Here is a 14,865-nt window from a genome sequence, read left to right as displayed (position 1 = left end):
CGGTATCTATCTGTCGCGCGCCTCAAGATCCTGTTCCTCCGCACGGATCTCCTTCAGCCGGGCCGCCATTCGGGCACTTTCGTAATAGTCCAGCGTCCTGTCCTTGAGCGCGATTTCCAGTTGCATGACTGCCGAATTCAGTGCCCCGGTGTGGTAGTAATACTCGGCCAGGTATTGATGTCCCTGGGTCTTTTCCCCGGCATCGCCGGATGCCTGGGCCAGCAGTTTGTAGAGCAGGGTGTCATCGGGCCGTCCGTTGAGTTGCCGCTCCAGTATCGGTTTCACCTCCCGCGGTCTGCCCAGGTCCAGTAACGCCTGGGCATAGTAGATCGACAGCGGGTAGTTCCCCGGATGTTCGCTCAGTCCCCGTTTCAGTGTCTCAACGCCCAGCGCCGCCTGTCCTGAGAGTTTCTCAAGTTCCGCCTTGGCTGCGACATATTCGATCTGGTCCGGGTGCTTTTGCAGCAGTCCGGTAAGCAGCTCATCCGCCTGGGTATAGCGCCGGGCGGCGGTCAGGGAGAGGGCATAACCGTAACGATGCGCCGCTTCGTTGCGGTATCTTCCATCGGCCAGGGCCTTGCTGTAGAACGCAATGCCTTCGGCCGCGTTGTTGAACGCCATCACCCGCAGTCGTTCTCGGGCAAGGTGGTAGGCGAGCGAGTCACGGCGCTGTTGATAGGGGAAGTCGCCGGCCCGGCCATAGGCATCCGCGATGCGATTGCTGGTGACCGGATGGGTGCGGAGAAATTCCGGCAGCTTGCCGTTGTCATAGAGCCGCGAGGCCTTGCCCATGCGCGAGAAGAACACCGGCATGGCCGTCGGGTCAAATCCGGCCGCCGCCAGGGTCTTTATGCCGATGCTGTCGGCCTCCTCTTCATGGGCGCGGGTAAAGTTGATCTCCCGCTGCATCATCCCGGCCTGGATTCCGGTGGCCGCGGCGACCGCGGCATCGGGGTTGTCGGTTGCGGCGCCAATGATCACCGCGGCAATCGCCACCGCCGCCGCGGGCAGCGACATACGGTTTACCGCGTCGTAGGTCCTTACCAGATGTTTCTGACTGACATGCGCCACCTCGTGTGCGACCACCGAGGCAAGCTCACTCTCGGATTCGGTGGTGGTGATCAGTCCGGCAAAGACGCCGATGTAGCCCCCGGGACCGGCGAACGCATTGATCTGCGGGCTGTTGATCAGAAAGAACTCGAAATTGCCGGCGGCATCCTCGTTGGCGCTGGTCAGCCGCTCTCCCAATGACTGGATGTAGGCGGACAGCAGCGGGTCCTGGATCACCGGCAGGGAGTTGCGGATACTGCGCATGAAGGCGCGTCCCAGGCGACGCTCTTCCGCAGGGGTCAGCACATTGCCCGAGGGGTTGCCTATATCCGGCAGCGCTAGCTCTTCCGCGCCGCGGGCGGCAGGCGCGGCGACGAGCAGCAGGCATAACCAGACGGTCAATAGCGTCGCTGCCAGTGATATTTTCTGCCGTGTCGCGAACATGCCTTGAAAGACAATGGCGGTGGACAATAGTTCAGCTGACGCTGCGCGGGGTGGTACGGTTGGATTCACGCAACTCCCTGTTATCGGGTCAAGTTTCTCTCCCGGGCAATATAACAGGATTCGGCTGCTAAGGGCGCGGGCCGGGCGATGCCTCCGGCCCGGGGGGCGTGGTGGTTTAACTGAAGAGGTCCTTGACCACGCGGGTGAGCTGTTTCAGCAGCGCCGGCGCATCGCTGTCCATCACCTGGTCGATCACCCAGCGGTTGACCTGACTCTCCCCCATGGTCTGCTGGATCTCGTAACCGAGGTGGCGCAGGAACGGATAGGTGGGGCCCTCATCGGTATAGCCGAACTCCGCATACTCGCTGGCGCGCAGATTGAATGTCTCTATGAAGGTGGCACGGTAGTCGCCCTCACCCAGCATGGAGCGGCTGTTCTCTTCGTAATGATCCGCCAGTTTCAGCACCAGCGCGGTGACCAACTCGCGGCGCTGCTCATCGGAGATCGACTCAAACAGCATCCGCTCGACCGCCAGGGCCTGGAAGATCAGATATTCCGCCACCACCGCCAGACGCTGGGCATCGTCGCGATAGGCAAACTGCTTGCTGTGCAGGTTGACCGCCTTGTCGACGCCCAGGCGCCAGGCACTGAAGGCGATGGCACCGCCGATCTCCGCCAGGGTTCGCTCCGAATCCTCTTTATGCCACTGGCTCTTTAGCCTCAAGGCCATGCCGATACCCCTATCGGGCGTGCCGTATAAGCACGCCATCATCAAATATTAGTTTGGATTAATATAGCACAAAGTCATCGCCGTGGGTGACCCAGGGCATGGTATGTCGGGTCTCCAATCACTAACATCTGCTGTTAAGGACCCGCGCAAGAATCAGTTCCTGTATTCGGTCGTCCCTGGGCCGCCGCTGGCGGCGTTACGCTTTTTGGCAAGGCACGCTTTACAGGCAATGGGATGGCGCTCCAGCGCAACGCGTGTGCCCCGCGATGATTAATGGTTGAGGCTGCTCGTCGCGAGCGGACACTCCGCCGTGTTGGTACAAGGAATCACCACATGCAGATGGGTCATTATCTACCCCGCGGCTTACCGGAAGCGTTGCACGGCCTCGCCAGCCTGGCCCTGGATTTGCGCTGGAGCTGGAACCATGGTGCGGACGACCTGTGGCAGGCGGTGGACCCCGACCTGTGGCGGGCGACGGCAAATCCCTGGTTGATACTCGAATCCGTCTCCGATCGGCGTCTGGACGAGTTGACGCATGACCAAACCTTTCTCCAGGCGTTACAGCGGCAACTCGCCGCCCGTGAGGAACATTTCCAGGCGGAGGCCTGGTTCACGTCCCGGTACGGCGCCACCTTCAGCGGCCAGATAGCCTATTTCAGCATGGAGTTCGGACTCAGTGAGTCATTGCCGATCTATTCCGGTGGTCTGGGGGTGTTGGCGGGCGATTATCTGAAAACCGCCTGCGATCTGGATGTGCCGCTGGTCGGCATCGGCCTGCTTTACCAGCAGGGGTATTTCCGCCAGGCGTTGGACGCCCAGGGCGGGCAGATCGAGTTCTATCCCTACAACGACCCGACCATGCTGCCGGTGGTGCCGTTGCGTGGTGACGATGGTGAATGGGTCCATGTTCGGATCGAACTGCCGGGCCGGACGTTGAGTCTGCGTAGCTGGCGCGCACAGGTCGGGCGCCGCACCCTGCTGCTGCTCGACAGCAACACGCTGCTCAATGGGCCGGGCGATCGCGGTATAACCAGCGAGCTTTACGGTGGCGGGCCGGAGTTGCGCCTGCAACAGGAGATGGTGCTGGGGATCGGCGGCTGGCGCCTGTTGGAGCAGCTCGGAATCGATTGTCCGGTCTGCCATCTCAACGAGGGGCACGCCGCGCTGGCGATCCTGGAACGTGCCCGCCACTTTATGCGGTGCACAGGCGAATCCTTTCGCGTGGCCCTGTGCGCCACGCGAGCGGGTAATCTGTTCACCACGCACACCCCGGTAGTCGCGGGTTTTGACCGTTTTCCCCCACGGCTGTTTGCCCGATACTTCCAGGACTACGCGGCAGAGTTGGGGGTGCCGATGGAGGAGCTCCTGGCGTTGGGTCGGTGCCACGCCGGCGATGCCGGTGAAGCGTTCAACATGGCCTACCTGGCGGTACGCGGTGCCGCTGCCGTCAACGGGGTCAGCCGTCTGCACGGAGAGGTGAGTCGGGGTATCCTGCAATCCCTGTTTCCCCGCTGGCCACGCCATGAGGTGCCGGTGGGTCATGTCAGCAATGGCGTGCACATGCCGAGCTGGGACTCGGCGGCGGCGGATGCATTGTGGACCCGGGCCTGCGGCAAGGCGCGCTGGCGCGGCACCCTGCAGAAGCTCGAGGCGGCGCTGCGACAAATCGAGGATGAGGCGTTGTGGCGCTTTCGTATGGAGGGGCGCCAGCGGTTGATCGTCTTTCTGAAGGAACGGCTGGTGCGCCAGCTGCGGGTGCGCGGTGCCTCGGGTGAACAGGCAGGCGAAGGCGCCGAAGTGCTGGAACCGGATGTTCTGACCCTGGGATTTGCCCGCCGCTTCGCCGAGTACAAGCGTACCAACCTGTTGTTGCAGGACCCGGAGCGCCTGCTGCGCCTGCTTGGTCACCGCGACCGGCCGGTCCAACTGGTGATCGCGGGCAAGGCCCATCCGCAGGATAGGGAAGGCAAACGGCTGTTGCGTCAGTGGCAGGATTTTTTCGGGCGTCCCGAGCTACGCGGACGGGTGGCCTTCGTGGAAGACTACGATCTGGTGGTTGCCGGGCAGCTGGTTCAGGGGGTGGATGTCTGGATCAATACACCGCGCCGCCCCTGGGAGGCCAGCGGTACCAGTGGTATGAAAGTGCTGGTCAACGGCGGCATCAATCTGTCGGAACTGGACGGTTGGTGGGCGGAGGCATACACCCCGGAGGTGGGCTGGGCGCTGGGTGACAGTCGCGAACACAATGACGTTGCCGGCTGGGACCGGGCGGAGGCGGAGCAGCTCTATCAACTGCTGGAACAGGAGGTGATACCCTGTTTTTACCGGCGTGATGAATCGGGGGTGCCGCGGGAATGGGTCGGCCGCATGCGTGAAAGCATGGTGCAGCTGACCATGCAATATTCCAGTAACCGAATGCTGCGGGAATACGTGGAGATGCACTACATCCCGCTGGCCGAAGCCTACCGGCGGCGCACGGTCAAGGTGGCGAATGAGCTGCACCAGTGGTACGGTCAGCTGCAGCAGCACTGGGCGCGAATGCATTTTGGCAATGTCGTATCGAACCGGACCGGGAGCGGCTACTATTTTGAGGTCCAGGTTTATCTCGACGACATGCCCCCGCAGGCGGTGGCGGTAGAGCTGTATGCCGATTCCGCGCCGGGCCGCCAGCCGGTCAAACAGGCGTTGCAACGCGGTGAACCGCTGGCCGTGACCGCCACGGCCTATATCTATCGGGGCAGTGTGCCGGCCGACCGGCCGGTCGAGGCCTACACCGCCCGCGTGGTGCCGCTGCATGCCGAGGCGTGGGTACCGCTCGAGGCCAACTTCATCTTGTGGCATCGCTAAGGGCTCGCGCAAAAATAAGTTTCGGTATTCGGTCGCCACTGGACCCCGCTGTCGGCGTTACGCTTTTTGCCAGGGGAGCGGGTTTGTCCATGGATGGACTTATGCCGCGGAGGCCATGGATGGCCGGGAGTGGCCATTGCCTGCAAAGCGTGCCTTGCCAGCGTGGCGCCCAGAGTAACCCGGCGACGCCCTCGGTACTGCGAAATTATTCTTGCGCGAGCCCTAAGGGCTCGCCGGGATTTACCGGTGTGATACGCGGCGGCCGATTACCCACAATCCCAATTTTCACTGCAGGAAACAGTGATGGCGGATGAGCGAAACACGGTGCTGACCTATGCGATTCGCGGCCCGGTGGTGCTGAAGTACCTGGGTCAATTGGCACTGCTGCTGGCGTTATTGACGCTGGTCCCCCTGGTCGTGGCGCTGGTCGCGGGAGATGACGCGATGCGCTGGCGCTATGGCCTGCTGTGCACTGTGCTGTTTCTGTTGGGCGGCCTGTTTGCGCGGTTGCCGGCACCTCTGCGCATCCAGGGCAATGAGGCCCTCACGATCACCGCGCTGGCGTTTCTCGGCGCCTCCCTGCTGATGTCCTGGCCGATCATGGGATCGGGGGTGTCGTTCGTGGACGCCCTGTTCGAGGCGGTGTCCGGTGTCACTACGACGGGACTGTCCACCCTGACCCACATTGAGATGCGCTCCACCACGCTGCTGTTTACCCGTGCCTGGATGCAGTGGTATGGCGGCCTGGGCTTCATCGTCCTCTCGGTCGCGCTGCTCATGGGGCATCAGGCCGCGGCCCGTCGGCTCTCAGATCCGGCAGGCAGCGGCGAGACGCTCGTGGCCACCGCGCGCACCCATGCGCGTCATAGTCTCATGGTCTATGTGACGCTGACCCTGGTTGGCCTGGTGCTGGTCTGGACGCTGACCGGTAACGGCTTCCCGGCGCTGCTGCAGGTGTTGTCGGCCGTCTCCACCGGTGGCTTTTCCAATTATCCCGACAGCCTGGCAGGACTGGCATCCCGTCCGGCCGCTGTGGCGGTGATGCTGATCGCTTTTCTGGGCGCGGTCTCGCTGCCCCTGTATTGGCGGGCGATGCACGCCGGGCGGCGTGCCGGCCTGGGTGTGTTGCTGAGTGACGTGGAGTTGCGCGGCCTGCTGGCGGCCTCGCTTGTGATCGGTATATTGCTGAGCGGACTGGGCTGGCTCCAGGGGCGGGAGCTGTCGTGGTACCACGGTTTTATGATGGGCGTCTCGGCCCAGACGACCACCGGTTTCACCACCATGAGCATCACCGAAATGGACGCCGCCTCAAAGGTGGTGATGATCGTTTCAATGCTGCTGGGGGGGAGCGTCGGTTCTTCAGCCGGCGGGTTTAAATTGTTGCGCCTGCTCATCCTGTTGCGCCTGCTGCAATTGATGATTCGCCGTACCGGCATGCCGCCGCATGCGGTGGCCGAACCCTATCTTGCCGGACGCAAGCTGGAGTCCGATGATGTGCTGCGCGCCCTGCAGTTGATCATCCTGTTTATCGGTTTGGTGGTGGTCTCCTGGCTACCGTTTGTGGTGATGGGCTATGATCCCCTTGATGCCCTGTTCGAGGTGGTCTCCGCCAGCGGCACGGTGGGATTGAGCAGTGGAATCACCCGTCCCGGACTGGAGCCCCTGCTCAAGGGCGTGCTCTGTTTTGACATGTTGGCCGGACGCCTGGAAATCATCGCCTTGCTGGTGGTCCTGTATCCGCGCAACTGGTTTGGCCGACGCAAGGAGGTGCAATGAGAGCGGTATTTATCGGCGCTGGTGAACTCACCAACCTGACCGCCCGGCAACTACTCGATGCTGGCTACGAGGTGGTGATTGTCGAGAAAGAGAAGTCACGTATCGAGGAGCTGAGTAGCGATCTTGATGCGGGATTTATCCATGGTGACGGGAGTAAACCGGCCATTTTGCGGGAGGCCGACCCGGCAGCGACCGATTTCCTGTTCTGTCTTACCGGCAACGACCAGCACAATATCATCACCAGCCTGGTGGGACGCTCGCTGGGGTACAAGCGTGTCATTACCCGGATTGAAGATCCTTCTTATGAGCACATCTGTATCGAACTGGGGCTGACCGACGTGATTGTCCCGGACTCTACCATCGCCCGCTATCTGGCGGATATGTGCGCCGGACAGAACGCGCTGGAGGTGTCGGCGGTGGTCAAGGGCGAGGCGAGGATCTTTTCATTCGTCGTGCATGAACTGGATCAAGGCACCGTCGATCAACTGAATCTGCCGCACGGGAGCCGGGTCATATTCATGTATCGTAACGAGCACCTGATCCTGCCCGATGCCGATAGCAGACTGCAGAAAGGGGATGAGGTGGTCATCATCTCCCATAGCAAGGTGTTGGCGGAGCTGGAAGCGCGCTGGGGGCCGAAGGCGGAGGGCCAGGACGAGTGATGCCCGGCCCGCTGCATAGTTTGGGCCGTATCTGGGCAGTGGATTTCCGCGGCGGCGATGAAGTCCTGTACGGCTTAGAATGAACCTGAATCCGTGGCTTGACTGCTCCGTGGCTTGATTGCCATCTATGTATTCGTGGGCGAATCCCGGAAGCCTTGGATGAGACGCCGTGAATACATCCCTGTAGGCTTGGATGCCGCATCCCTGCGGCATACACTCACCCAAGACTTCCGGGACACCCCCTGAAGTCACGGATTCAGGATGAAGCTATGAGTGCCGCCCGCCCGCGACAGAGTGCCAAAAGCTGGAAAAAAACACGGCAGTGATGACGGGAACCGCTCCGTTATCATCACTACCGTTGGCAGCTCAGTACCCGCCCTTGCGCTTGGTCTCCGGCAGCCCGGCGATCTTGCCCGCCTGTTTGGCCGGGCCCATCGGAAAGTGCTCATACAGGGTCTTGGCATCCACCTTGTCCAGCTCGGTCCACACCGATTTGAAGTGTTTGACCATGTTGCGCTCATTGGGCTGATTGCCGTTATTGTTGAAGTACTCGTCGCGTAAATAGTTGATCACTTCCCAGGCCTTGTCCGACAGGTTAATGCCTTCCGCTTCCGCAATAACGCCTGCCAGATCCGTGCTCCAGTCTTCGTGATTCACCAGATAGCCGTTGTCAGTGGCCTCTATGGTGTTGCCGTTCAGTTCGTAGGACATTGTTTACCTCCGGTATTGTTATAGCGCCATCCCCAGCCACCTCAAGTCGGGTGGTATCGCTGGAATCTTGATGGCGGTGAATTAAGGATATTAACGAAAACTTATATGTTATAGGGGCTGCGGTAAAAATAAAATAGTTTTTTACGAAGGGTTTGGGTACGGGTCAAGTAACTACTCACGGGGGTGATTGGCCTGCCTTGCCGGCCTCACACGATGGCTTGTTTCCTCAAATCCGGCCCCATTTTCAGCGCCTGCCCAAACTCGCTTCGCTCAAACAAGGGCAGGCTTGAATCTGAAAAAGGGTCCGGATTTGAGGCGCCATCAAGATCGGCCGGCAAGGCAGGCCAATCACTTACGGACCGGGTGAATAGTTATCTGGTCAAAAGGATTTTTGCGGCAGGAACAGGCCGCATCCCAGCGTGCGATGCGGACCCAGTCCCTGTTCCTGCAGGGTGATGGCATCTTCATAGGAGAGTTCGGCCACCATCAGGCTGCGGGTGTGGATCGGGCCGTCCGGACTTTCCAAGGTGTGCGCCTTGCCGCACAGGATCTTCTTGAAGCGCAGCCCCATCCCCTGCAGTTCATCCACCGCCCAGGCGATGAACTGCTCTTCCGCGATCCCCGGATCGGCGGCGATATGGCGCGCATAGAGAAAGCGGGTCATGGCCAACGGTTTCTGGCGCGGCTGTAGGATCTCCATCGGATGGCCGGCGATGTCGAGGGTGTTTCCCGCCAGTTTCCCCGCCTCGGCGGCCAGCTCCACCGGTAGTCTGAGGATGAGCGGCGTCCGCTTGGAGAGGTGCAGCAGTGCATCCTGCGCTTCAGGCCGCTCCCAGCCGTTACCCGATTCGGCACAGTGAATCAGGTGCAGTCCCACCCGCGGCTCCTGCAAAAACCAGGGAAGATGCTGCTGAATCGCCTGGGCGAGCGGCCAGGCATGGTCGACCGGCAACGTCGGGCAGCCGATGCGGAACTGCAGATCGATCACCGCTTCGGGGACGCTGAAGTTCTCGTCGTTGCGCTCTTCTTCCCAGTACATCATCGTCTCCCGATCAGTCCGGGATCAACGCCCGCAGGGCGTCCCGGTCAAACCACCAGCGGTCGTTCACCAGAACTTCCAGGACCTTTGCCAGGCGCGGCAGAAATTTATCCGGCTGATCCAGCTCCAGCTGGTGCACCCAGAAATTGAAAATCTCCTGCTCCTCCACCTGACTGTGGCGGCGCGCCACCTGTCCCAGCAGCTGATTGGTGAAGAACAGCAGGTTCTCCCGGCTCGCTTCGTCGGCCCGCAGATCGACGATGTAGTTGGCCACGGCCGCCGCGACCGCGGCGCCGTCGGAGCGGTCGGGGGTTTCGTCAATCAGGTGCTGCAACATGGCGACCGTCAGCTCCGGATCGATCGGGAAGGTGACGCCCAGCCAGATACCGTGCGCCAGGGCGACGATCGAGTCGGGCTGTTCGGACTGAAACAGGATGTCGCAGGCCTCGACGGCATGCTGCCAGAGCCGCGCATCCAGGGCGCGTGCAAACAGGCTATGGGCCAGCACCGCTGCCTCGTCAAACCGGTTCAGCTCCAACAGCGCATAGCCGCTGTCCAGTTCCAGTTGCAGCCGTTCGGCCTGCGGCGCGGCGGCGTCCAGATCGGCCAGCTGCTGCTGCAGGTCGGTCAGTCGCAGCTCTATCTTCTGGGTGGACGGCACCGCATCCTCGGCGGAGTCGTTATCACCCATGATGGTCTCGGTCTGCAGGTATTTCACGCGATAGGTTTCCTTAAGTAGGGACGGCTTAGGTAAAGGCGGCTTCCAGGCGATCCTCCCAATCCTCCGGCGTGTCACTGAACGGGGGTTTGACATCGATGCGGAAAAACATCTCCGACTGGCGGCGGACCTTGATCACCTCGATCAGCTCCGCAAAAGAGTCCACCTCGGGACTTTGTATCATGACCTCACTCAACAGGAGCATGGGGGTACCTCTATATCAGTAGGGTGACAGGGCGTATCATGCGGTCCGAATCCGGGGTGCCTAAAAGGGCCCGCGCAAGAATAAGTTCCTGTATTCGGTCGCCCCTGGGCCCCGCTGGCGGCGTTACGCTTTTTGCCAGGGGAACAGCCACTGCCTGCAAAGCGTGCCTTGCCGGCGTGGCCCAGGAACGCCCTCGGTACTACGGAATTATTCTTGCGCAGGCCCTAAGTACCCAAGTAATCCGCTTGGACAATTATTGAACCCCAGGGATTGTGCCTCACGCAAGCCCAAATTGGCACAGGGGATATGCTGCACTGCACTATCAAAACCGGCCAAACAAAATCAAAACCGATAAAAAATAGGATCGCAACTGATTGATTTATCTGGATATAGAAAGTTAGTGGCTTATTGTTTTCATATATTATCAAATTATCATATATCCCATAGTGGATATGCCTTTCTATACCGCTCCCCCCCATTAGCGGGGTATTTTTGCTGCATAAGTGAATCCTAAAATGCTCTCCATGTTCTGGAATAAGGATGTGTGGCCCAAACCGGGTGACAGGTCCCGCATTTCCCGCTCAGCAAAGGTTGTCGGTTCAACATGCCGCCGCTACCGAGGGTGAGCAGGTAAGCACTATATAAATCGAGATCAATGGGAGAATAACTGATGGCGAAACCGATGCATGATACCCCCATGCTTGATCAGTTGGAGAGCGGCGTCTGGCCGAGCTTCGTAAGCGGACTCAAGCGCCTGGCCAAAGACAACGATATGATGGTTGACCTGCTCGGCCAGCTGGAGACTTCCTACGAGACCAAAAAGGGTTACTGGAAGGGCGGCACCGTCGGCGTGATCGGTTACGGTGGTGGTGTTATTCCCCGCTTCACCGAATTGAAGGATGAGAACAACAAACCCAAGTTCCCGGCCGCCGCCGAATTCCACACCCTGCGCATCATGCCTCCTCCGGGCATGCACTACGATACCAATACCATTCGCGAGTTCTGTGACATCTGGGAAAAATTTGGCTCCGGCCTGATCGCCTTCCATGGCCAGTCCGGCGACATTATGTTCCAGGGCTGCACTACCGATAACGTCCAACCTGCCTTCGATGCCCTCAACCAGATGGGTTTCGACATGGGTGGTGCCGGCCCGGCGGTGCGCACCGGTATGTCCTGCGTCGGCTCCGCGCGATGCGAACAGTCCTGCTACGACGAGGCCCGCGCCATGCGCACCTGCGTCAACGCCAACCTGGACGACATGCACCGCCCGGCGCTGCCGTACAAGCTGAAGTTCAAGGCCTCCGGCTGCCCCAACGACTGCATGAACTCGATCCAGCGCGCCGACGTCTCCATGATCGGTACCTGGCGTGATGACATGAAGGTGGATCAGGCCGAGGTGCAGGCGTTCGTCGCCAAGAAAGGGCGCAAGCACGTGATCGACAACGTCATCACCCGCTGCCCAACCCAGGCGCTGTCGCTGAACGATGACGACACCCTGGCGGTGGATAACCCCAACTGCGTGCGCTGCATGCACTGCATCAATGTCATGACCAAGGCCCTCTCCCCGGGCGACGATCGTGGCGTCAGCATCCTGGTGGGTGGCAAGCGTACCCTGAAGATCGGCGACCTGATGGGCACCGTAATCATCCCCTTCCACAAGCTGGAGAGCGACGAGGACTTCGAGTGGCTGGAAGAGCTGAGCACCGAGATCCTCGAGTTCTTCGCCGAGAACGCCCTGGAGCACGAGCGCACCGGTGAGATGATCGAGCGTATCGGTCTGACCAACTTCCTGGAAGGTCTGGGTCTGGAAATCGATCCCAACATGATCAATCAGCCGCGTACCAATCCGTACATCCGTACCGATGGCTGGGATGATGAGGCGGCCAAGTGGAAAGAGCGTCAGGCTGCCCAGTGATTTTTTAAAGGTGAAGGCCTGCCGCAGGGCGGCGGGCCGACGAACCGGACCGGTTCCGGTATCAACAACAGATTCAGATACTAAGAGTTTTTGGAGGTAACAATGGCTGAAGCACCTCGCATGCCCGATGAGACAGGCGTACCAGAGATCGAGCCCTATCTGCACCCTGTCCTGAAGAAGAACTACGGCAACTGGAAGTGGCATGACCGTCCGCGTCCCGGCGTTCTGCATCACGTGGCCCACAGTGGTGATGAAGTTTGGACCGTGCGTGCCGGCACCCAGCGTCAGATGGATGTCTACACCATCCGCAAGCTGATGGATATCGCCGACGATTTCGCGGAAGGCTATGTCCGCTTTACCATCCGTTCCAATATCGAGTTCATGGTTTCGGAAGAGTCCAAGGTGCAGCCGCTGATCGACAAGCTGCTGGCAGAGGGCTTCCCGGTCGGTGGTACCGGTAACTCGGTCTCCATGATCTCCCATACCCAGGGCTGGCTGCACTGCGATATCCCGGCAACCGATGCCTCCGGTGCGGTGAAGGCGCTGATGGATGAGCTGCACGAAGAGTTCATTCGCGAAGAGATGCCCAACCGGGTACGTCTGACCACCTCCTGCTGTCAGATCAACTGCGGTGGCCAGGGTGACATCGCCATCAATATCCAGCACACCAAGCCGCCCAAGATCAATCACGACCAGGTCGGCAACGTCTGCGAGCGCCCCTCGGTGGTGGCCCGCTGCCCGGTGGCGGCGATTCGCCCCGCGGTGGTTAACGGCAAGCCGACCCTGGAAGTGGATGAGCGCAAGTGTATCTGCTGCGGCGCCTGCTTCCCGCCCTGTCCGCCGATGCAGATCAACGATCCGGAGCACTCCAAATTCGCCATCTGGGTGGGTGGCAAGAACTCCAATGCCCGCTCCAAGCCGACCTTCCACAAGCTGGTCGCCGCGGGTATCCCCAACAACCCGCCACGCTGGCCGGAAGTGTCGGCGATAGTCAAGAACATCCTCCGTGTCTACAAGGAAGATGCCAAGGACTATGAGCGTATCGGTGAGTGGGCGGAGCGTATCGGCTGGCCGCGTTTCTTCGAGAAGACCGGACTGCCGTTCACCAAGTACCATATCGATAACTGGCGTGGAAGTCGTGCGAATCTGAATGCATCCGCACACATCCGCTTCTAAATTGATTGGCTATAAGGGAATCGATAATGAAATTTGCGATTCAAGTAAACGAAGGTCCTTATCAGCACCAGGCGGCTGATTCGGCCTATCAGTTCACCAAGGCCGCGCTGGAGAAGGGGCACGAGATCTTCCGCGTCTTCTTCTACCACGACGGTGTGAATAACGCGACCAAACTGACCACGCCGCCTCAGGACGACCGTAATATCGTCAATCGCTGGAGCGAGCTGGCCGCGCAGTACGACCTGGACCTGGTGGTCTGTGTGGCGGCCGCGCAGCGGCGCGGTATTGTGGATGAGGGCGAAGCCAAGCGTAACGGCAAGGATGCCGAGAACATCGCGCCCGGCTTCCGCATCTCGGGTCTTGGCCAGTTGGTAGAGGCCGGCATCCAGGCAGAGCGTCTGGTTGTGTTCGGCGACTAAGTGAAGGGGTAGAGAGATGTCCGAAGAAGAGATGATGGACGACGAGGTCGTCAAGAAATTCATGTTCGTCAACCGGCGTGCCCCGTATGGTTCCATATACGCCCTGGAGTCGCTGGAGGTGGTGCTGATTGCCGCTGCATTTGATCAGGACGTGAGCCTGGTATTCAGCGACGACGGTATCTACCAGCTGAAGAAGGGTCAGGAGACCGCTGGCATCGGTATGAAGAACTTCTCACCCACCTACCGGGCGCTGGAGATGTATGACGTCGAGAAATTGTACGTCTCCAAAACCGCGATGGATGCGCGCGGCATCAGCAAGGATGACCTGATTGTCGATGTGGAAGTCCTGAGCGATGAGGCCCTGGCGGACCTTATGGATGACCAAGACGTCATCTTCAGTTTCTAAGAGGTGGGCAAGATGAGTATTTTACACACGGTAAATAAATCACCTTACGAGAAGAACTCCCTCGACAGCTGTTTGAGCCTGGCCAGCGAGGGCAGTGCACTGCTGCTGATCGAGGATGGTATTTACGCCGCGCTCAAGGGCGCGGCGAAAGAGCCTCAGATGAAAGAGGCCGCCCAGAAGATGAAGTTGTACGTTCTGGGCCCGGATCTGAAGGCCCGCGGTATGGCGGAAGATCGGGTGATCGAAGGCATAGAGGTAGTCGATTATGCCGGCTTTGTTGATCTGGCGGCAACGCATGACAAGGTGAATGCGTGGCTCTAGTCACAACTCACTGAATTTTTATACGAGTACTTTATTGGAGAGTGAATCATGGCAATTGAAGTCAACGGCAAGTCTTTTGAGACGGATGAAGAGGGTTACCTGACCAATCTGTCCGACTGGGAGCCTGGTGTGGCAGAAATCATGGCCAAAGAGGATGACCTGGATCTGACCGAAGAGCACTGGGACATCATTAATTTCCTGCGCGAGTACTATGAAGAGTACCAGATCGCTCCCGCGGTACGCGTTCTGACCAAGGCGGTCGGCAAGAAGCTGGGCAAGGAGAAAGGCAACAGCAAGTACCTGTATGCCCTGTTCCCCTACGGCCCCGGCAAGCAGGCTTGCCGCTTTGCCGGTCTGCCCAAACCGACCGGTTGTATCTGAACCGGTACGCGTTGGGAAATAGTCACCCTCCCCGCGCTGCGCGGGAGGGTGCGTCGGGGCGGCCT

General features: G+C 60.0%; 15 protein-coding genes. 9 read left to right on the top strand and 6 right to left on the bottom strand.

Going from position 1 to position 14,865, the window contains the following annotated elements; translation table 11 throughout:
- Positions 1 to 6: 6 nt before the first annotated feature.
- Complete coding sequence (locus NPX02_RS01455; protein ID WP_260291339.1) at positions 7 to 1,494, bottom strand: M48 family metalloprotease; 1,488 nt, start codon at positions 1,492 to 1,494, stop codon at positions 7 to 9.
- A 175-nt stretch (positions 1,495 to 1,669) separates the two neighbouring features.
- Positions 1,670 to 2,224 (bottom strand): hypothetical protein, encoded by a 555-nt coding sequence (locus NPX02_RS01450; RefSeq protein WP_260291338.1) that lies wholly within the window; start codon positions 2,222 to 2,224, stop codon positions 1,670 to 1,672.
- 333 nt (positions 2,225 to 2,557) lie between these two features.
- On the opposite strand from NPX02_RS01450, the gene glgP reads away from it, so the two are divergent.
- The 3 genes from glgP (at position 2,558) to NPX02_RS01435 (ending at position 7,509) form a co-directional block, all read left to right on the top strand.
- The gene (gene glgP / locus NPX02_RS01445; protein ID WP_260291337.1) at positions 2,558 to 5,071 is read left to right on the top strand and encodes an alpha-glucan family phosphorylase; all 2,514 of its coding nucleotides are present in this window, start codon (positions 2,558 to 2,560) and stop codon (positions 5,069 to 5,071) included.
- Between the two features lie 303 nt (positions 5,072 to 5,374).
- A complete protein-coding gene (locus NPX02_RS01440; RefSeq protein ID WP_260291336.1) occupies positions 5,375 to 6,847 on the top strand; it encodes a TrkH family potassium uptake protein in 1,473 nt (490 codons plus the stop codon).
- Complete coding sequence (locus NPX02_RS01435) at positions 6,844 to 7,509, top strand: potassium channel family protein (protein ID WP_260291335.1); 666 nt, start codon at positions 6,844 to 6,846, stop codon at positions 7,507 to 7,509. The genes NPX02_RS01440 and NPX02_RS01435 overlap by 4 nt, the downstream gene beginning before the upstream one ends.
- 366 nt (positions 7,510 to 7,875) lie before the next feature.
- On the opposite strand, the gene NPX02_RS01430 is transcribed toward NPX02_RS01435, so the two are convergent.
- From NPX02_RS01430 to NPX02_RS01415, 4 genes are all read right to left on the bottom strand, one after another.
- Positions 7,876 to 8,220: a TusE/DsrC/DsvC family sulfur relay protein gene (locus tag NPX02_RS01430; protein WP_260291334.1), complete on the bottom strand. Its 345-nt coding sequence runs from the start codon at positions 8,218 to 8,220 to the stop codon at positions 7,876 to 7,878.
- Between the two features lie 379 nt (positions 8,221 to 8,599).
- Entirely contained in the window at positions 8,600 to 9,259 is a 660-nt protein-coding gene (cas6, locus tag NPX02_RS01425) for a type I-MYXAN CRISPR-associated protein Cas6/Cmx6 (RefSeq protein ID WP_260291333.1), read from the bottom strand.
- A 13-nt stretch (positions 9,260 to 9,272) separates the two neighbouring features.
- Positions 9,273 to 9,977 carry a hypothetical protein gene (locus tag NPX02_RS01420; protein WP_260291332.1) on the bottom strand — a complete coding sequence of 235 codons (705 nt, stop codon included), beginning with the start codon at positions 9,975 to 9,977 and terminating at the stop codon, positions 9,273 to 9,275.
- A gap of 28 nt (positions 9,978 to 10,005) precedes the next feature.
- On the bottom strand, positions 10,006 to 10,161 hold the full coding sequence (locus tag NPX02_RS01415; RefSeq protein ID WP_335342501.1) for a sulfur relay protein DsrC: 156 nt from the start codon (positions 10,159 to 10,161) through the stop codon (positions 10,006 to 10,008).
- Between the two features lie 691 nt (positions 10,162 to 10,852).
- Between NPX02_RS01415 and dsrA the strand changes: the two genes are divergently transcribed.
- The 6 genes from dsrA to NPX02_RS01385 all read left to right on the top strand — a co-directional run bounded on the left by dsrA (position 10,853) and on the right by NPX02_RS01385 (position 14,800).
- Entirely contained in the window at positions 10,853 to 12,097 is a 1,245-nt protein-coding gene (gene dsrA / locus NPX02_RS01410) for a dissimilatory-type sulfite reductase subunit alpha (protein WP_260291330.1), read from the top strand.
- Between the two features lie 102 nt (positions 12,098 to 12,199).
- Positions 12,200 to 13,273 (top strand): dissimilatory-type sulfite reductase subunit beta, encoded by a 1,074-nt coding sequence (gene dsrB / locus NPX02_RS01405; RefSeq protein WP_260291329.1) that lies wholly within the window; start codon positions 12,200 to 12,202, stop codon positions 13,271 to 13,273.
- A gap of 26 nt (positions 13,274 to 13,299) precedes the next feature.
- Positions 13,300 to 13,692 carry a sulfurtransferase complex subunit TusD gene (tusD, locus tag NPX02_RS01400; protein WP_260291328.1) on the top strand — a complete coding sequence of 131 codons (393 nt, stop codon included), beginning with the start codon at positions 13,300 to 13,302 and terminating at the stop codon, positions 13,690 to 13,692.
- 16 nt (positions 13,693 to 13,708) lie between these two features.
- A complete protein-coding gene (gene tusC, locus NPX02_RS01395; protein ID WP_260291327.1) occupies positions 13,709 to 14,098 on the top strand; it encodes a sulfurtransferase complex subunit TusC in 390 nt (129 codons plus the stop codon).
- A gap of 12 nt (positions 14,099 to 14,110) precedes the next feature.
- Positions 14,111 to 14,419 carry a sulfurtransferase complex subunit TusB gene (gene tusB / locus NPX02_RS01390; RefSeq protein WP_260291326.1) on the top strand — a complete coding sequence of 103 codons (309 nt, stop codon included), beginning with the start codon at positions 14,111 to 14,113 and terminating at the stop codon, positions 14,417 to 14,419.
- A 48-nt stretch (positions 14,420 to 14,467) separates the two neighbouring features.
- Positions 14,468 to 14,800, top strand: a complete 333-nt coding sequence (locus NPX02_RS01385) for a TusE/DsrC/DsvC family sulfur relay protein (RefSeq protein ID WP_260291325.1) — start codon at positions 14,468 to 14,470, stop codon at positions 14,798 to 14,800.
- Positions 14,801 to 14,865 lie beyond the last annotated feature (65 nt).

This window comes from Sedimenticola hydrogenitrophicus, from assembly GCF_025175675.1.
GTDB classification, from domain to species: Bacteria; Pseudomonadota; Gammaproteobacteria; order Chromatiales; family Chromatiaceae; genus Sedimenticola; species Sedimenticola hydrogenitrophicus.
The sequence above is the reverse complement of the archived record's forward strand: the minus strand, read 5'-3'. Positions and strand labels throughout refer to the sequence as shown.